13 protein-coding genes are annotated in these 17782 nt (G+C 74.6%); 5 read left to right on the forward strand and 8 right to left on the reverse strand.

The features are described 5' to 3' along the window. The first annotated feature begins 68 nt into the window (after positions 1–68). Both ACIQGQ_RS00725 and ACIQGQ_RS00730 read left to right on the forward strand, forming a co-directional pair. Entirely contained in the window at positions 69–2174 is a 2106-nt protein-coding gene (locus ACIQGQ_RS00725) for a TPM domain-containing protein (RefSeq protein ID WP_402390260.1), read from the forward strand. Between the two features lie 47 nt (positions 2175–2221). Beyond that, positions 2222–2935, forward strand: a complete 714-nt coding sequence (locus tag ACIQGQ_RS00730) for a PspA/IM30 family protein (protein WP_402388927.1) — start codon at positions 2222–2224, stop codon at positions 2933–2935. A gap of 31 nt (positions 2936–2966) precedes the next feature. Here ACIQGQ_RS00730 and ACIQGQ_RS00735 read toward each other — a convergent pair whose 3' ends face one another. From ACIQGQ_RS00735 to ACIQGQ_RS00760, 6 genes are all read right to left on the reverse strand, one after another. After that, positions 2967–5495 carry a SpoIIE family protein phosphatase gene (locus ACIQGQ_RS00735; RefSeq protein WP_402390262.1) on the reverse strand — a complete coding sequence of 843 codons (2529 nt, stop codon included), beginning with the start codon at positions 5493–5495 and terminating at the stop codon, positions 2967–2969. Between the two features lie 190 nt (positions 5496–5685). Further along, positions 5686–6114: an ATP-binding protein gene (locus ACIQGQ_RS00740; RefSeq protein WP_366295507.1), complete on the reverse strand. Its 429-nt coding sequence runs from the start codon at positions 6112–6114 to the stop codon at positions 5686–5688. Between the two features lie 237 nt (positions 6115–6351). Further along, positions 6352–6753, reverse strand: coding sequence for an NUDIX domain-containing protein (locus tag ACIQGQ_RS00745; protein ID WP_402388930.1), 402 nt, complete (start codon positions 6751–6753; stop codon positions 6352–6354). A gap of 136 nt (positions 6754–6889) precedes the next feature. After that, the gene (locus tag ACIQGQ_RS00750; RefSeq protein WP_352273323.1) at positions 6890–7072 is read right to left on the reverse strand and encodes an SPOR domain-containing protein; all 183 of its coding nucleotides are present in this window, start codon (positions 7070–7072) and stop codon (positions 6890–6892) included. A gap of 280 nt (positions 7073–7352) precedes the next feature. Beyond that, on the reverse strand, positions 7353–8105 hold the full coding sequence (locus ACIQGQ_RS00755; RefSeq protein WP_352273324.1) for a GntR family transcriptional regulator: 753 nt from the start codon (positions 8103–8105) through the stop codon (positions 7353–7355). Between the two features lie 406 nt (positions 8106–8511). Next, a complete protein-coding gene (locus tag ACIQGQ_RS00760; RefSeq protein ID WP_402388934.1) occupies positions 8512–10098 on the reverse strand; it encodes a S8 family peptidase in 1587 nt (528 codons plus the stop codon). A gap of 230 nt (positions 10099–10328) precedes the next feature. Here ACIQGQ_RS00760 and ACIQGQ_RS00765 point away from each other — a divergent pair, with 230 nt between their 5' ends. Next, a complete protein-coding gene (locus ACIQGQ_RS00765; RefSeq protein ID WP_402388936.1) occupies positions 10329–11429 on the forward strand; it encodes a threonine synthase in 1101 nt (366 codons plus the stop codon). A gap of 125 nt (positions 11430–11554) precedes the next feature. Then, positions 11555–14179, forward strand: a complete 2625-nt coding sequence (locus ACIQGQ_RS00770; protein ID WP_402388939.1) for a discoidin domain-containing protein — start codon at positions 11555–11557, stop codon at positions 14177–14179. Positions 14180–14186: 7 nt separating this feature from the next. Here the strand turns inward: ACIQGQ_RS00770 and ACIQGQ_RS00775 are convergent, their stop codons facing one another. Then, positions 14187–15074 carry a peptidoglycan recognition protein gene (locus ACIQGQ_RS00775; protein WP_402388942.1) on the reverse strand — a complete coding sequence of 296 codons (888 nt, stop codon included), beginning with the start codon at positions 15072–15074 and terminating at the stop codon, positions 14187–14189. Between the two features lie 125 nt (positions 15075–15199). Next, positions 15200–16321 carry a PP2C family protein-serine/threonine phosphatase gene (locus ACIQGQ_RS00780; protein WP_402388945.1) on the reverse strand — a complete coding sequence of 374 codons (1122 nt, stop codon included), beginning with the start codon at positions 16319–16321 and terminating at the stop codon, positions 15200–15202. 229 nt (positions 16322–16550) lie between these two features. On the opposite strand from ACIQGQ_RS00780, the gene ACIQGQ_RS00785 reads away from it, so the two are divergent. Beyond that, a complete protein-coding gene (locus ACIQGQ_RS00785; RefSeq protein ID WP_402388948.1) occupies positions 16551–17579 on the forward strand; it encodes a helix-turn-helix domain-containing protein in 1029 nt (342 codons plus the stop codon). Positions 17580–17782 lie beyond the last annotated feature (203 nt).

Below are 17782 nucleotides of genomic sequence, written 5' to 3' on the forward strand. Positions count from 1 at the left end.
GTGCGGGCGCCGGACTCCGGTCGCGGGTCACGGAGGGTGGACATAGCCTCACAAACGTGACGCCGCTCGTGAGCCGTACCCGGATATCCCTGCCGGGCCGGGCGCTGCTCGCCGTGTTGCTGGCGGTGGGCTGGCCGGCCCTCTCCACCGTGCGTCCGGCCCACGCCGACGGTCCCGTCACCCTGTCCCGGGACGGGCAGGTCACCGACCGGGTGGACGCGCTGGGCGACCGCGCGGGCCAGGTCCGGGCCGCGCTCGACCGGCTCTACGCCGACCGCCGCCTCCAGCTCTTCGTGGTGTACGTACGGGACTTCTCCGGCCGGCCGGCGCAGGACTGGGCCGATGCGACGGCCGACCTCAACGGGCTCGGCCAGGACGACGTACTGCTCGCCGTCGCCACCCACGACCGGCGGTACGCCTACACCGTCGACCAGGGCTCCCGGCTCACCGACGCCCAGCTGCGGGACGTGGCGTCCACCGCGATCGAGCCCGCGCTGCGGGTGCACGACTGGGCGGGGGCCGCGATCGGCGCGGCGAAGGGCTACTCGGCGGTGCTGGCGGGGAAGCCGGTGCCCGTCCCGTCCCTCACCCCCGGCCCCGCCGACCCCGGCGCGGCCGGCACCGGCTCGGGCGGTTCGGACACCGCCGGCCTGGTCCTCCCGGTGGTGGTCGTGGGCGGGGCGGCGGCGCTGGCCGGTTTCGCGTACGTCCGGCGCAGGAAGCGCGGCACGACCCGCACCACGCCCGCCGCGAAGGGCTGGGGACCGGCCGCCGGGCCGGGCGGGCCGCCCGTGCCGCTGCCGGAGCTGGACGCCCGGGCGAAGGAGGCACTGGTGGCGGCCGACGACGCGGTCCGCACCAGCGAGGAGGAACTCGGCTTCGCCACCGCCCAGTTCGGCGAGGAGGCGGCGGCCCCGTTCACCTCGGCCGTCGACTTCGCGAAGGGCGAGCTGACCACCGCGTTCCGGGTGCGCCAGCGGCTGGACGACGCCGTCCCCGAGAGCGACGAGGACCGGCGCCTGATGCTGGACGAGATCCTCGCCCGGTGCGCGGAGGCCAGTGCCCGCCTCGACGCCGTGGCCGGGGACTTCGACCGGCTGCGCGCCCTGGAGCGCGAGGCCCCGCAGGCCCTGGCCGCGGCCGAGACCGCGTTCCGGACCCTGGCCGGCCGGGTCGCCGGCGCCGAGACGGCGCTGATCGCGATGCGCGAGCGGTACGCGCCCGCCGCCTCGGCGGCCGCCGCCGAGGACCTGGAACTGGCCAAGGACCGGCTGCTGTTCGCCACCTCCAACCTGAACCGGGCCCGGCAGTCGCTGGACGCGGCCGACCGGTCGGCGGCCGCGGTGTACCTCCGGGCCGGTGAGGGCGGGGTGGACCAGGCGGCCACGCTGGTCGACGCGGTGGACCGGCGGGCGCGGGAGCTGGCGGAGGCGGCGGAGCGGCTGCCCGGGGCGCTGGCCGAGACCGAGACCGATCTGGCCGACGCGGGCGGGCTGCTCGAAGGCACCGCGGCCGGGGTGCCGACCGCCGACCTGCGGGGCCGGATCGCCCGCGCACGGGCGGTGGTGGAGGCGGTGCGCGAGGAGCTGCGCACCGGCCCGTACGACCCGATCGACGCGCTGCGCCGGGTCGAGGAGGCGGACACGGCGCTGGACACCGCGCTGGCCGGGGTCCGGGAGCGGGAGGAGGGTGACCGGCGGGCCCTCGCCCTGCTGGACGGGGCGACGCTCACCGCCCGTTCCTCGATCGCCGCCGCGGCCGACCTGATCACCACCAGCCGGGGCGCGGTGGGCAGCCAGGCCCGTACCCGGCTGGCGGAGGCCCAGCGGCGGCTGGAGCGGTCCCGGGAGCTGGCCGGTGCGGGAGCCGACCCGCAGACGGCGCTGGCCGAGGCGCAGCAGGCGGACGCGCTGGCCGGGCAGGCCCGGCGGCTGGCGGAGCACGACGTGCGGTCGTACGGCGGTCCGGGCGGTTCGGGCGGTGGCCCGTCGAGCGGCGGCGGGGTCGGGGGCGCGGTGCTCGGCGGGATCATCCTGGGCGGTCTGCCGGGCGGGGGCGGCGGCCGCGGGGGGTTCGGCGGCGGGGGCCACGGCGGCTCCGGCGGGGGCGGCGGGCCGGGCAGTTTCGGCGGCGGGGGCACCCGGGGCCGGCGCGGGGGCGGCGGCCGGTTCTGAACAACCCGTACGCACCACCCACTCCCCTTCACGACCAGGAGACGTCGATGTCCAAGCAGACCGTTCTCGGCCGGGTCACCCAGTTGGCGAAGGCCAACATCAACGCCCTGCTCGACCAGGCCGAGGATCCGCAGAAGATGCTGGACCAGCTGATCCGCGACTACACCGCCAACATCGCGGAGGCGGAGCAGGCGGTCGCCGCGACCATCGGGAACCTGCGCCTCATGGAGCAGGACCACCGGGAGGACGTGGCGGCGGCCGGGGAGTGGGGCGGCAAGGCGCTGGCCGCGAGCCGGAAGGCCGACGAGCTGCGGGCGGCGGGCTCGGCGGCGGAGGCCGACCGGTTCGACACCCTGGCCAAGGTGGCGCTCGGCCGCCAGCTCCGCTCGGAGCGGGAGGCGAAGGCCGCGGAGCCGGTCATCGCCGCGCAGACCGAGGTGGTGGACCGGCTGAAGTCCGGGCTGGACCGGATGAAGGAGAAGCTGGCGGAGCTGCGGGCCAAGCGGGACGAGCTGGTGGCCCGCGCCAAGTCCGCCGAGGCGCAGAACCGCATGATGGACGCGGTGAAGAGCGTCGACGTCCTCGACCCGACCAGTGAGATCGGCCGGTTCGAGGACAAGGTGCGGCGCGAGGAGGCGCGGGCGATGGGCAAGCAGGAGCTGGCCGCCTCGTCGTTGGACGCCCAGTTCGAGCAGTTGGACAGCCTGGGCGACAGCGCGGAGGTCGAGGCCCGGCTGGCCGCGCTGAAGACCTCCTCGTGACCCGGGCCGCCCCGTCCCCCGCGCGGGCCGCTCAGTACATGCTCAGCAGCTGGTCGACCGAGAGCTCGACGGCCGGTTCCCCGTCGGGCAGGGCCAGTTCGAACCAGACGGTCTTGCCGCGCGGGGTCCGCCGAGATCCCCAGGCCACGCTGAGCAGTCCGACCAGCTGGAGCCCGCGCCCGCCCTCGTCGGTGTCGCGGGCCCGGCGGCGCCGGGGCTGGACGAGCCCGGCGTCCCACACCTCGCAGACCAGGGTGCGGTCGCGCAGCAGCCGGAGCCTGGTCTCGCCCTCCCCGTACCGCAGGGCGTTGGTGACCAACTCACTGACCAGCAGTTCGGTGGTGTCCACCAGGTCGTCCAGGCCCCAGGCGAGCAGCCGGTCGCGGGCCAGTTCGCGGGCCCGGCCCACCGAGCGGGGCTCACGGGGCAGCCGCCAGTCGCCGACCGCCTCTGCGGGCAGGCCCTGGATACGGGCCATCAGCAGGGCGATGTCGTCCTCGCCGTGCCGGGTGTCGAGCGTGGTCAGTACGTGGTCGCAGAGCTCCTCGACCGGCCGTTCCGCCTCGACCAGCGCGCCGCGCAGGGCGTCGAGCCCCTCGTCGAGCGGGTGGTCGCGGGATTCGACGAGCCCGTCCGTGTAGAGGGCGAGCAGCGAGCCCTCCTTCAGGTCGACCTCGACCTCCTCGAAGGGTTCGCCGCCGACGCCGAGCGGCATCCCGGGCGGTACGTCGAGCAGCCGGGCCCGGCTGCCGGGTTCGACCACGGCGGGCGGCAGGTGGCCCGCGTTGGCGAAGGTGCACCGCCGGGTGACCGGGTCGTAGACCGCGTAGACGCAGGTCGCCAGGTAGACCTCGGAGAGGTCGGCCTCGCGGGACTTGTGGGCGGCCCGGGAGGGCCACTGGGAGCCGCCGCCGGACGCGGTCCCGCCGGGGGTGCCGAGCCCCCGGGCCACCTCGTCGAGCGCGGCGAGCACTTCGGCGGGCTCCAGGTCCAGCAGGGCCAGGGTCCGTACGGCGGTGCGCAGTTCGCCCATGGCGACGGCGGCGCGCAGCCCGCGGCCCATCACGTCGCCGACGACGAGCGCGGTGCGGTGGCCGGGCAGCTCGATCACGTCGAACCAGTCGCCGCCCACCTCGGTGGCGGTGTTGCCGGGGAGGTAGCGGCAGGCGATGTCGAGGCCCGCGGCGACCGGGTCGCCGGGCGGCAGCAGGCTGCGCTGGAGGATCAGGGCCCGCTCGTGCTCGCGCCGGTAGAGGCGGGCGTTGTCGATACAGACGGCGGCGCGGGCCGCCAGCTCGGTGGCGAGCCCCCGGTCCCGCTCGCCGAAGGGCTCGCTCCCCTTCGTCCGGGAGAACTGGACGAGGCCGACGACGGTGTCGTGGGCGACCATCGGGACGGCGAGGGTGGACTGGACGAAGCCCCGGTCGTCGCCGGGCACGTCCTCGACCCGGCCGGTCCGCAGGGCCACGGCGCACGGCGAGTTGAACGCGAAGCGGTGCACCGATCCCAGCTCGGGGCTTCCGGTGTCCGCGTCGTCCTCGGGCAGCACGTCCGCGACCGCGCTGGCCAGGGCGACCCGGCGCAGTTCGGCGGAGCCGCCGACGGACTCCTGGCGGAGCGAGTCCCAGCTGCCCGGCGGGGCGTCGTCACCGGTCAGCAGCCCCTGGTAGAGGTCGACCGAGGCGAGGTCGCAGAAGCCGGGCACGGCCACGTCGAGGAGTTCGCGGGCGGTGGTCTCCAGATCGAGGGAGTTGCCGATGCGGGCGCTGGCCTCGTTGAGCAGGGCGAGGTTGCGGCGGGCGCTGGCGGCCTCGCGGGCGGCGATGTGGCGGCGGGTCACGTCGGTGGCGAGCCCGGCGACGCCGGTGGGGCGGCCCGAGCCGGAGTGCACCCGGTACAGGTTCATGGACCAGTGGCGGCTGCCCGGTTCGCCGGGCGCGGTGCCGACGATCTGGAGGTCGGTGACGGAGACCCCGGTCTCCAGGACGCGCCGGATGGTGGCGGTGAGCCGGTCGGCCTCGGGCCCGGAGAGGTAGTCCTCGACGGTGCGGCCGCGGTGGTCCTCGGCCCGGCCGCCGAAGACGGTGGCGAACCGCTGGTTGGCGCGGAGGACCGCCAGGTCCGTGCCGAACAGCACGAACCCGAAGGGCGATTGGCCGAAGATGGCCTGCGAGGCCGCGAGGTCCGTCTCGATGTGGCGCAGCGCCCGGACGTCCACGACGATGCAGAGCGCCCCCCGCTCCCCGCTCGCCGTCTCGCTGGGCATCACATAGATCTCGGCGAGCCCGTGCGCGGCCCGCTCGCCCGGCATCCGGAACGGGACGAGGCCCGTCCACTCCTTGCCGTCGAGGATCTCCGCGACCCGGCGCCGCCCGTCGGCGTGCATCGAGGCGGGCATGAAGACGTCGACCGGGTCCATGCCGACCGCCTTGTCGGCACCCATGCCGAAGAGGCCGGCTGCCCGGCGGCTCCACTGCTCGATCCGGCCATCGGGGCCGATCGAGAAGGAGGCGACCCTGATGTAGTCGTAGATCGAGCCAGGCGGGCTGCTCTGCCACATGATGTCGCCCGCTGTCCCAGGTATTTCGCTCACGCGACCGTCCCCTCCAGCTCACACACCGGACCGGTCCTGCCCGCAGTATTCAGCACTCCGGCCCCAACCGACACGGCGTTCACGATCACAGCACGGTCTCAGTCCCTTTCCGCCCGCTTCGGGCCGAGCCGTGATCGCAGTCCGTCCCACCCCACTCCTAACCAGGCAGAGCCAGCTCGAACCACACGGTTTTGCCGCTCTTTCCCCGGCGGGTCCCCCAGCGCCGGGCGGAACACGCCACCAGCTGGAGCCCCCTGCCCCCTTCGTCCTCCGGCCCAGCCATGCGTTCGGTGGGGGGATCCGGAAGCGGATCGGAGACCTCCACCAGCAGGCCGGGACGGGCGGCGGCGGTTTCGCCGTCGGACCGGGGGCGGACCAACCGTACGCCAATGGGGCCGGATGTATACCGCATCGAGTTGGTGACCAACTCGCTGACCAGCAGAACCGTCATGTCCCCGACCGAGCCGTCGATCCCCCAGTCCCGCAGCGCCCCGTGGACGGCGTGCCGTGCGGATCGCGCGGCGCCCGGCTCGGCCGGGAAGGTCCACTCGGCGGTGTCGCCTTCGGTGTCGATCACGCCGATCACTTCCCAGGGCCAGCGGCGGGGACGTCCCGTGTGCGAGGACTACCCCTCACATACCCGATAATCGTGACAAATTACCGCCAGGATCGACACGTGGGGCGTACGGGTGTATGCCCGCGCACACGGACAGGTGAGCAGGGCGGGGAGGGCGCACGGCCCTCCGGCACGCGCCGCCGCCGTGGTTCCGGGCACGGACCCGACCGCCGGGCGGCCGCGTCCGCGGCCGGAACCCGGGCCGGATCAGCTCAGCTCGCCCGCGGCCTTGAGGTCGTCGAAGAGCAGTTGGTCGACGGGCGGGACGAGCGGCCGGTCGGCGTAGGAGAACCAGGCCATCTCCTCGATCTCGTTGCTGACCGCCAGCGTTCCCTCGTAGTCGGCGGTGTAACAGGCCATGCGGACGAGAACGCCGTCGGCGTGGCCGTGCGCCTGCGCCTCGTACGTGCCCTTCGGGGCGACGGTGGCGGGGAGGACGGCCACGCTCAGCTCCTCCTCGACCTCGCGCAGCAGGGTCTGGAGGTCGGTCTCCCGGCCCTCGCGCTTGCCGCCGGGGATGTAGAACACGTCCTTCCCCCGCGATCGGGCGCAGAGGATCCTGCCGTTCTCCACCCGCACCCATGCCACCGTGTCGATCAGGCCCGACATCGCTCCGCCTTCGTTCGTACCGCCCGGTCGCAAGGACCCTAACGAGGCGGCGCGCCTCCGGCGGACGCCGGGGTCGCGGGCGGCGGAACGGGAACGGGAGCCCGGACGCGGGCGCGGGTGGAGACGGCGGGCCGGGTCAGGCGCGGGGGCCTCGTTCGACGCGCTCCACCCAGTAGAGCTGCTTGTGCCCGCGGCCGTCGAGCTTGTCGGCGATCGCCTGGGCCTCCCCCTGCGTGGCGAAGTGGCCGACGCGGTAGCGATTGCCGTTGTCGTCCTGCCGTATGACCAGCCAGGGCAGAGTGGCGCGGTTGTCGCTCATCGCGCGCCTCCCCCGGATCGTGCCCCTCCCACGAACATCGTGCACCTCACTAAGGATCCCCAGGAAACCGCAGTACGCATATGCGCGAGCGTACGCCTGACCTTTACGCAACGGATACGTAATTACACAAAGAGGCACCGATCAGTCCGAGAAGAGCAGGCAGAAGGGGCGCATCCGGCTGGATGCGCCCCTTCGAGGTGCGCGCGAGGAGGCCCCGAGAGGTCTTCGGGACGCCTTGCGTCCGGGCCATGACAAGCGATCGGTCACGGCGGCCGGCGGCTCACCGGACCGGGAGGTGGTACGCGACCCGGAAGCGGTCGGCGGGCACCACCACGTCCGCCGTCTCGACCGCGCGGCCCGAGGCGTAGTACGTCCGCTCGATCACCATCACCACATGGCCCGGCACGCCGCCGAGCGCCAGGAGCTCCTCCGCCAGTCCCGGGCGCGCGCCGACCTGCTCGGACACGTTGTCCACGACGACGTCGATCGCGGCCATCCGGTCGACCACCCCGCAGCCGCCCAGCGGGCCCTCCTCCGGCAGCATCACCGGCGTGCGCCCGGTCACGGCGAGCGGCTCCCAGGAGGTGGAGAGCATCATCGGCTCCCCCGCCTCGCGGAAGACGTACGCCGTCCGCATCACCCGGTCGCCCGGCTCGATGCCCAGGCGCCCGGCGACCTCGGCGCTCGCCGCCTCCTGCTCGCTGCGGGACTCCCACGTCCCGTGCACCCCCTCCGCCGTCTGCTCCTGGCGGAACGGGCTGGCCCCGGCCGCCGGGCGGTAGCCGGAGCGGGCGATCCGCCGCGGAACGGGGCGCTCGCGCACATACGTGCCGGAACCGGAACGGCCCTCGACGAGCCCCTCGGCCATCAGCACCTTGCGCGCCTCCAGCGCGACCGTGTCCGAGACGCCGTACTCCTGACGGATGCGGGCCTGCGAAGGCAGGCGCGTGTGCGGCGCCAGCGAACCGTTGACGATCTTCTCCCGCAGGTCGCTTGCGACGCGCAGATACGCGGGCTGCTCACCGAAAGCCACAGGCCACTCCCAACAGGTTGACGGACTGCAACAGATTGACAACCGTCGGTTGTGAACCGCAAGCATGGGCCAGAGATTCACCCGAAGTGATGATTCCCTGCCCGTCCGCGCATGCCCGTACACCCCCGGCCGTGCCCCGGCCGTGCCCCGCCCGCGTCCGGCGCGCGCCCCGCGGGTGCGCGTTCGGCGGCCGCGGAGGATTCCCGTCCTCTGCACGGGCGGCGCCCGCCCCCGGTTCAACGCGGCCGTGACCGGTTCGGGCCGTACGCCCCCGATGTCCCTCCGCACGGCTGTGGGGCGGCCGCCGAAGCAGCCGCCCCACGCGTTCCGCGCATCATGGGCGCCCCGTCACGAGGGGCGCTCCGTCACCGGTGCCCGTACGGCCGGTGGTCCGGCACCCCCGCGGTCAGAACTGCAGACCCCAGGAGTTGATCCGTCCGGTGTCCCCGCCCGCGTTGTCGCTGACCCGGAGCTTCCAGGTGCCGTCGGCCGCCGCGGAGGACGCGTTCACCGTGTAGGTGGTCTTCACGTCGTCGGCGCTGCCGCCGGTCCCGTACGCCTTCAGGTTGTAGACCGAGCCGTTGGGCGCGACCAGGTCGATCTTCAGGTCACCGCTGTAGGTGTGGGTGATGTCCACCGGCACGCTCAGCGTGGCGGGGGCGTTGCCGCCGACGCCGCTGACGGTGACCGGCGACTCGACGGTGGTGTAGTCACCGATGGCGTAGCTCGTGGTGCTCTCGAACTTCTTGCCGGTCGGCGGGGTGGTGGAGCCGGTGCCGACGTTGAGCAGGCGGTTCGGCGAGCCGGTGCCCGGGCTGGTGACCACTCCGGTGCTGGCGGCGGCGACCAGTCCGGCGGAGACCTGCGCCGGGGTGTCGCCCGGGTGGTCGGCCAGGTAGAGCGCGGCGGCGCCGGCCACGTGCGGGCTCGCCATCGAGGTGCCCGAGATGGTGTTGGTGGCGCTGTCGCCGGTGTTCCAGGTCGACGTGATCGACGAGCCCGGGGCGAAGATGTCCACCACGCTGCCGTAGTTGGAGAAGCTGGAGCGGGCGTCGGTGCTGGTGGTGGAGCCGACCGTGATGGCCTCGCCGACGCGGGCCGGGGACTTGGTGGAGGCGTCGGTGGACTCGTTGCCCGCCGCGACGGCGTAGGTCACGCCGGACGCGATGGACTTGCGCACGGCGGCGTCGAGCACCGCGTCCGCCCCGCCGCCCAGGCTCATGTTGGCCACCGCGGGCTTGACCGCGTTGGCGGTCACCCAGTCGATGCCCGCGACGACCTGGTCGGTGGTGCCGGAGCCGCTGTTGTCGAGGACCCGGACGGCGACGATCTTCGCCTTCTTCGCCACGCCGTACGACGTACCGGCGACGGTGCCCGCCACGTGGGTGCCGTGGCCGTGGCCGTCCTGCGCGGTGTTGTCGTTGTCGATGGCGTCGTAGCCGTAGGAGGCCCGGCCGCCGAAGTCGCTGTGGCTGATCCGTACACCGGTGTCGATGATGTACGCGGTGACGCCCGCTCCGGCGTGGTCCGGGTAGGTGTAGCTCTGGTTCAGCGGAAGGGACTTCTGGTCGATCCGGTCGAGACCCCAGGAGGGCGGCGAGGTCTGGGTGCCGGTGACGTGGAAGGTCCGGTTCTGCGCCACGGACTCGACGGCCGGGTCGGCGGCGAACTTCTTCGCCTGGGCCTCGGAGAGCTCCACCGAGTAGCCGTTGAGCGCGGCGCGGTAGGTCTTCCTGATCTTGGCGCCGTACTCCTTGGCGAGTGCCCGCCCCTCGGCGGAGCCCGCCCTGGCCGCCGACGCGTCGAGCGTGACGATGTAGCTGCCGCGGATGGTGTCCGGGGCGCCGGCGTTCAGGATCCGGCCCTCGGCGGCCGGGCCGGACGCCGTGGCGGGGAAGACGGCCGCGCCGGACAGCGCGAGGGCCGCACCCGCCACCACGCTCACCGCGGCGACTCTTCGGCGGGACAGGGGGGTGTGACGCGTCACTGACATGTGGGGGCCTCCTCGATTGCGGTGCTCAGGTGGGGGATCACGTGCGTCGAGACAGAGCTGCGCCGAAGGGAGATAGGCATGCGCATGACAACCGATGGACCGGATCGCCGCGCCGCCCAAGTCCCCGTCGACAGCGAAAGGTTGGCCGATTCTTGGGAATCGCACAAGAGTGCGTTGGCCTGCGCAATACCTTCGCCACGGGACGGTCATACGGCTGACATGCTGACCGCATGCCCGCATACATCTGCCCGCAGGACGGCACCCGCGCCGACACCACCGCTCTCACCTGGTGCTGTCCGGTCTGCCGCGGCCCCTGGGACCTCGCGTTCGAGCCCACCGGCACGCTCTCGCCCGACTCCCTCGCGGGGCGCGTCAATTCACTGTGGCGTTACGAGGAGGTGCTGCCGCTCTCGGCGCCCGCGACGAGCCTCGGCGAGGGGCGCACCCCGCTCGTCCCGCTCACGGGGACGGTCTCGGCCAAGCTCGACTTCCTGATGCCGACGCTCTCGTTCAAGGACCGGGGCGCGGTGATGCTCGCCGAGCTGGCCCGCCGTCTGGCGCCGGAGCGCGTCGTCGCGGACAGCAGCGGCAACGCGGGCACGGCCGTCGCCGCGTACTGCGCGCGCGCCTCGCTGCCCTGCACGGTGTACGTCCCCGAGGGCACCTCCGCGAAGAAGACCGAGCAGATCCGGGCCCACGGCGCCCGCCTGGAGATCGTCCCCGGCGACCGCGAGGCGACCGCGGCCGCCGCCCGCGCCGCCGCCGACGTCCCCGGCACCTTCTACGCCTCGCACGTCTTCAACCCCTTCTTCCTGCACGGGACGAAGACCTATGTGTACGAGCTGTGGGAGGACCTCGGCGGACGGCTGCCGGACGCCCTCGCCGTACCGGTCGGCAACGGAACCCTGCTGCTGGGCGCGGCCCTGGCCGTCGCCGAGCTGCACGCCCTGGGGCTGATCGACCGGCGGCCCGCGCTGATCGCCGTCCAGGCCGAGGCCGTCTCCCCGCTGGCCGCCGCCTTCCGGGCGGGCGCCGACGGGCTGCCCGACGCCCCGGCCGGGCCGGCCGCCGCCACCCTCGCCGAGGGCATCGCGATCCCCCGTCCGCCGCGCGCCCGGGCGGTGCTGGCCGCGGTCCGGGAGTCGGGCGGCACCTTCCTCACGGTGACCGAGGACGAGATCCGCGCCGCCCAGCTGGATCTGGCCGCACGCGGCTTCTACGTCGAGACGACGGGCGTCGCCTGCTGGGCGGCGGTCGGCGGCTGGACCGACCGGAGCGTCGTCGTCCCGCTGTGCGGCGCGGGTCTGAAGACCGGCCTCGCCGCCGCCTGACCCACCGCCGGGAACGGACAGCACCCGCGCCCGGCGGGAGGACACCGCCGCCCGGGGCGCACCGTCGCCCGATCACCCCGCGCGCCGCGCGCCACCGGGCGGCGGCGGCTTCCTACGGTCGTACGGTGAGCCTCCCGCGCATCCGCCGCCGTACCGCCCTCGCCTGCTGCGTGCCGCTGCTCGCGGGCGCCCTGCTCGCCGCCGCCCCGGCCCCCGCGCCCCGGGCGGCGTCGCCGGGCGCCCCGGCGCCCACCGCCTGCGGCCGGGACACCGACCCCGCCTGGGCGCCGACGTCCACCCGGTACGGCGGGGCGGCCGGTCACGACCCGTACACCGGCAACGGCTACCTGGGCCACCGGGTGCCCGCCGCCGGGGCCGGGTACGCCGTCCCGGGCGGGAAGTCCGGCTGGCCGCTGTACACCCCGCGCTACGACGGCGCCCTCGTCTCCGGCCTGTACGGGCGCGAACCGGGGCTCGTGGCGGGCCGCGAGGTGGCCGCGGCGCTCCCCACCTGGACCGATCTGGAGCTGCGCGTCGGCGGGGAGGTCTACGGCGCCGCCACCCCGGCCGGCCGGATCTCGCGCTACCGCCAGACCCTCTTCCTGCGCTGCGGGCTGGTGCGTACCGCGCTGCGCTGGACCACGGCCGACGGGCAGGCGACCGACCTGGTGTACGAGGTGCTCGCCGACCGGTCCGCGGTGCACACCGGCGCCGTACGGCTGAGCCTCACCCCGCGCTGGAGCGGCACCGCGACCGTCACCGCCCGGCTCGACCCGCGCGGCGCACGCCGGATCGACCTCGCCTCCGACGGCACCTTCCGCACCCGGGGCACCGGGGTCCGGGGCGCCATCGCCCAGGAAGTGCGCTCCGGCGGAACCGGGACGGCGCTCGCGCCCCGGAGCACGCACCGGGTGCGCGCCGGGCGCACGTACACCGTCGAGAAGTACGTCGGCGTCGACACCACGCTGACCTCGCGCGACCCGCGTGCCGCGGCGCGGGAGGCCGCCCGCCGGGCCGCCCGGCGCGGCTGGTCCGGGGTCCTCGCGGCGAACGCGGCGGCCTGGCGGCGGGACCTCTCCGCCGGCATCGCCGTCCCCGGCGACCCCGAGCTCCAGAAGTGGCTGCGGGCGGCCCAGTACGGACTGCTGGCGTCCACCCGGGCCGGGTCCCGGGACAGCGTCGCCCCGGCCGGTCTGACCAGCGACGACTACGCGGGCATGATCTTCTGGGACGCCGAGATCTGGATGTACCCGGGGCTGCTGGCCACCCGGCCCGAGCTGGCCCGCTCCGTCGTCGAGTACCGCTACCGCACCCGGGACGCCGCCCGCGGGAACGCCCGGAAGCTGGGGCTCCAGGGCCTGTTCCACCCGTGGACCGGGGCAGGCCGGGGCGATCTGTGGTCCGAGTGCCAGAGCTGGAACCCGCCGCACTGCGTCACCCAGATCCATCTCCAGGGCGACGTGGCACTGGCCGTCTGGCAGTACTACCTGGCGACCGGCGACCGCGGCTGGCTGGCCCGGCGCGGCTGGCCGCTGCTGGCGGGGGCCGCCGACTTCTGGGTCTCCCGGGCCACCGCCGACGACGGCGGCGGCTACTCGCTGAAGGAGGTCGCGGGCCCCGACGAGTACAGCAACGGCGTCACCGACGGGGTCTACACCAACGCGGTCGCCGCCACCGCCCTGCGCGACGCCACCCGCGCGGCCCGGCTGCTCGGCCGCCCCGCCCCGGCCGCCTGGCAACGGGTCGCGGACGGGCTGCGCATCCCGTACGACCCGGCCCGCAAGCTCTTCCTCCAGTACGCCGGGTACGACGGCTCGACGATCAAGCAGGCCGACACGGTGCTGCTGATCTACCCGCTGGAGTGGCCGATGGAGCCGGGCGCCGCCGCCGCCACCCTCGACTACTACGCCGGGCGCACCGACCCGGACGGCCCGGCGATGACCGATTCGGTGCACGCGATCGACGCGGCCGCGATCGGGGAGCCGGGCTGTGCGACGTACACCTACCTCCAGCGCGCGGTACGCCCGTTCGTCCGGGAGCCGTACGCGCTGTTCAGCGAGGCCAGGGGCGCCAAGGCGGGCGCCCAGGACGCCCTGTCGGGGTCGCCCGCCGAGGACTTCCTGACCGGGAAGGGCGGCTTCCTCCAGGTCTTCACGCACGGGCTGACCGGGCTGCGGCTGCGGGAGGACGGGGTGCGGCTCGATCCGCTGCTGCCGCCGCAGCTGGCGCCCGGCGTCACCCTGACCGGCCTGCGTTACCAGGGGCGCACGTACGACGTGGCGATCGGCCCGCGCACGACGACGGTCCGGCTCACCTCCGGCGCCCCCTTCACCGTCCACTCCCCCGCCGGCCCCCGCCTGCTGAACGGCACCCTGACGCTGCCGACCCGGCGGCCCGACCTGGCGGCGACGGACGACACGGCCCGCTGCCGCCCCGCGACGGCCGACTCCCAGGCCCCCGGGCTGTACGCGGCCGCCGCGGTGGACGGCAGCCGCGCCACCGCCTGGTCCCCGGCGGGCCGGACGGGCACGCTGACGGTGGACCTGGGACGGGTGGCCGCGGTGACCTCGGCCGTACCGGAGTGGGCGGAGCCGCGCCCGGCCGCGTACCGCCTGGAGGTCTCGGCCGACCAGCGGCGCTGGCGGCCCTACCGGGCGGGGGAACCGGCCCGCTGGATCCGGCTGACGGTCACCTCGAAGGACGAGCACCACCCCACCGGAGTATGGGAGTTGCGCGCGACTCAACCCTGACGCACCGTCACTTCTTGTTCTTGTGCGGGCCGTTCGGGCTGCCCAGGCCGACGGGACGGAGGGCGGCGGGCCCGGCCGCCGCCGCCTGGAGTTCGGCGGCGAGCCTGCGGATCGCGGGGAGCCGGGCGAAGAGCGCCTCGCCGGGGCAGTTGGTGGCGAAGCCGTCGCGGTGGCCGGATATCGCGTCGAAGGTGGCAGACGTCCCCTTCGGATAGCGGCTGCTGCTGTTGGTGGAGGTGAGCCGCGTCTTGCCCAGCGGGTCGACACCGCCCAGGCCGAGCTTCCAGGCGGCGAGCCCGGCTATCGCGCGCTCCATGGCGGCCGGGACGGGGACGCCGGGGCCGAAGGTGCCGATGGCGGCGATCCCGGTGGTGCCCTGGTTGAAGCCGAGGGTGTGGGAGCCGATGACGGCCCGGTCGACCCCGCCCGCACGGCCCTCGTAGACGGTGCCGCACCGGTCGACCAGGAAGTTGTACCCCATGTCGCCCCAGTGCAGGTCGCCGGTCTGGCCGTCGTAGAGGTTGCGCAGGGTGCGCGGGACGTCCGCGCAGTCGTAGTCGTTGGGGGTGTCGGTGTGGTGGACGAAGACCGCGCCGACGCCGCCCGCGTACCGGGCGGTGCGGTCGCGCTTGGTCTCGTCGGGCCGCCATCCGGCGCGCGGCACGATGGCGGGCCGGGGTGCCGCACGGGGCGGGGCCATCGGCCGCGCCCCCAGCGCGGGGGACGACCGGTCGCCGCGGGTCGGGCGGGTGGCCGATTCGAACCGCCCTGCGGAGAGCGGTGGTCGGTGGGCCCGCTCGCGGGCGTGGCGGGCCGTCGGCATCGAGGCGGGCGCGGCCAGCAGGGGTAGCGTCACGGGCACGACGGCCCAGAGCGCTATTCGGTACAGACGCACAGGAAGAACCTTCTTCGTCGTCGCCGGATCACCGGCGTGAGCGCATATGCCCACAGCCTCTCGGCCCCCCGCCCCGGGCGCGCGCGGGGTTAGTGCAGACAGGCGAGGACGACGCGGCACCCGGCTCAGCGGTACGGGGACCGCCGCACGGACAGGATCGCCACGTCGTCGTGCTGGTCCTCGCCCCCGGCGAACGCGCGTGCGTCGCCGTGGAGGGCGGAGGGCAGCTCGGTGGCGGGGAGCGACACATGCCGGGCGAGGCTCTCCGTGACGGGAAAGAACGTGCCGTCGGACGCGCGGGTCTCGGTGAGCCCGTCGGTGGTGAGCAGGAGCGTCGCGCCGCGCGGGAAGGCGAACCAGTCGACGGTCGCGGGGTCGGCGGACAGCTCGGCGAGGCCGAGGGGGACGCCCGAGGTGAGGTCCGGTGTGGTGACGGTGGTGTCGTGCAGCACGTGCGGAAGGACGTGTCCGCAGTTGATGGCCTGCACCTCCTCGTGCGCGTCGATGTTGACGATCAGGGCCGTGACGAACCGTTCGTCGTCGCCGGTCCGGGCCGCGTACGAGTTGTGCAGGACGACGGAGGCGTCCAGGGCGTCGACGAGCGCGGTCAGGGTGGGTTCCCGGTGGGCACTCGCGCGGAAGGCGCCGATCACGGCGAAGGCGGCACCCACCGCGGGCAGGCCCTTGCCCTGGACGTCACCGATCAGCACCCGGGTCCCCCACGGCGAGGCCACGACGTCGTAGATGTCGCCGCCGACGAGCCGGTCCTCCTGCACCGGCTCGTACACGCCGTCGACCAGGACGTCGTCGGTGAGCATGGGCAGCGGGCGCAGGATGTGACGCTGCATCGCGACCGCCGTGGAGCGCAGTCGCAGTGTCTCCCGCTCGCGGCCGATGCGGCGGTGGCACGCGTAGACGGAGGCCGCGCCCAGGACGAGGGTGAGCAGCATCATGAGGATTCTGTCGAGCCACGGCCGCCCGTCGCCGTGCCGGAGGAACATGGTGCCGATGACGACGAGCACGGTCCAGGCGAACACGAACGCCGTCTGACGCACGGTGCACAGCGCCGACGCCGCCCCGGGCAGGAACACGAGGAGGCCGAGCAGCCACACCGGGGAGCCGGACAGGAATCCGAGGACCCCCACCAGGACCGTCACGACCGCGACGGCGATCACCACCTGGGCCGTGCCGGGTGGTTCGACCGTCTCGACCGGTCGAACGGGCTTCTTCCGATGGGTGCGGGGCACGGGACCTCCGGGGCAAATGGAGCATTTCCCGTACCGTAGGCACGCGCGGCCACGGGTCGGCCGCGCCCCGCCGGAGACCGTCCACGGCCCGCGCGGAACGGGTGAGCCCCGGGCGGGGCCACCGGTGGGCGCGGCCCGGCGGAAGGATAGGGTTCGGCCCCGGGAAGGTCCGTGCGGCCGGCAGGGCCGCACCGGGGGCGGACGCGGCGGCTGCCCGAGGGAGCGCTGGATGCTGCAGGCACTGGGGCTGAGCCCGGACGAGGAGACCGTCTACACGGCGCTGCTGACCCGGCCGACCGCCTCCGCGCGGGATCTCGCCGGGCAGACCGGGCTCGGCAGGGACGGGATCGCCCGCATCCTGCACGACCTGGCGGCACGCGGCCTGGTCGCGGTCGAAGCCGGGGCGGGCGGTACGGCGGACTCCCCGGCCCGTCCCGGGCCCGGCGACGGACACGCCACCCCCTACCGGCTCACGCCGCCCTCCGTGGCCCTGGCCCCGCTCCTGGTCGAGCAGCGCAACGCCCTGCACCGGGCCGAGACCGCCTTCTCGATGCTGACCGAGCAGTACCGCAGCACCGCCGCCCACCCGGCGGGCAACGTCGTGGAGGTGGTGGTCGGCGTGGAGCAGGTCGCGCACCGGTTCCACCAGTTGCAGCGCGGCGCGCAGCGGGAGCTGCTCGTCTTCCTCGTCGGCACGCCGATCGCGGTGCCGCGCGAGGACACCGACCTGTCGGAGAGCGCCGCCCTGGACCGGGGGGTGGATTTCCGGGTCGTGGCCACGAAGGACTATCTCGACGGCCCCGAGGTGGCGCGGGACATGCGTACGGCCGTCACGGCGGGGCTGGAGCTGCGTCTGGTCGAGGCGTTGCCGCTGAAGATGGTCGTGTCGGACCGTCAGAGTGCCATGGTTCCGCTGGACATGGCCGACTCCGGGGGCGAGCCGAGCGCCATCGTGGTGCACCGCAGCGGTCTGCTCACCGCCCTGGTCCAGCTCTTCGAGAAGGAATGGGCCCAGGCCCGGCCGCTGTATCCCACCCCCACGGGGGTGCGGGTGCGGACGGCGGAGCGGGGGCCGACCGTGGGGGAACTGGAGGTCCTCGCGCTCCTGCTGGCCGGGGTGTCGGACCGGCGGGCGGCGTCCCAGCTCGGGGTCTCCATCCGCACCGTGGAGCGGCGGACCCGGCGGCTGATGGACCTCGCCGGGGTGGATTCGCGCCTCCAGCTCGGCTGGCACGCCGCACGCGCGGGCTGGTTGTGAGCCTCCGGGCCCGCTGAGCGTCCACCGCCCCGGCGCCGGTCCGCCTCCCCCGTATCCGCAGTGGACGCGGCGCCGGGCGGGCGGGGGCGCGGCGGTGCCGGGGCCGTGGGCGCGGCGCCGAAAGCAGTGACCGCGGCGCGATGTCGGAAATCCGACATGCGGCCAACCCGTCACCCGCAGGCGTCCCTACAGCCTCGGCCCGT

This window comes from Streptomyces sp. NPDC092952 (assembly GCF_044754785.1).
Classification (GTDB): Bacteria; Actinomycetota; Actinomycetes; order Streptomycetales; family Streptomycetaceae; genus Streptomyces.

Bases quoted from the DNA above. Each gene is read 5' to 3' on its own strand.
- ACIQGQ_RS00760 (WP_402388934.1), bottom strand. From the start codon at position 10,098: ATGTCAGTGACGCGTCACACCCCCCTGTCCCGCCGAAGAGTCGCCGCG.
- ACIQGQ_RS00745 (WP_402388930.1), bottom strand. From the start codon at position 6,753: ATGTCGGGCCTGATCGACACGGTGGCATGGGTGCGGGTGGAGAACGGC.
- ACIQGQ_RS00765 (WP_402388936.1), top strand. From the start codon at position 10,329: ATGCCCGCATACATCTGCCCGCAGGACGGCACCCGCGCCGACACCACC.
- ACIQGQ_RS00730 (WP_402388927.1), top strand. From the start codon at position 2,222: ATGTCCAAGCAGACCGTTCTCGGCCGGGTCACCCAGTTGGCGAAGGCC.
- ACIQGQ_RS00735 (WP_402390262.1), bottom strand. From the start codon at position 5,495: ATGTGGCAGAGCAGCCCGCCTGGCTCGATCTACGACTACATCAGGGTC.
- ACIQGQ_RS00785 (WP_402388948.1), top strand. From the start codon at position 16,551: ATGCTGCAGGCACTGGGGCTGAGCCCGGACGAGGAGACCGTCTACACG.
- ACIQGQ_RS00750 (WP_352273323.1), bottom strand. From the start codon at position 7,072: ATGAGCGACAACCGCGCCACTCTGCCCTGGCTGGTCATACGGCAGGAC.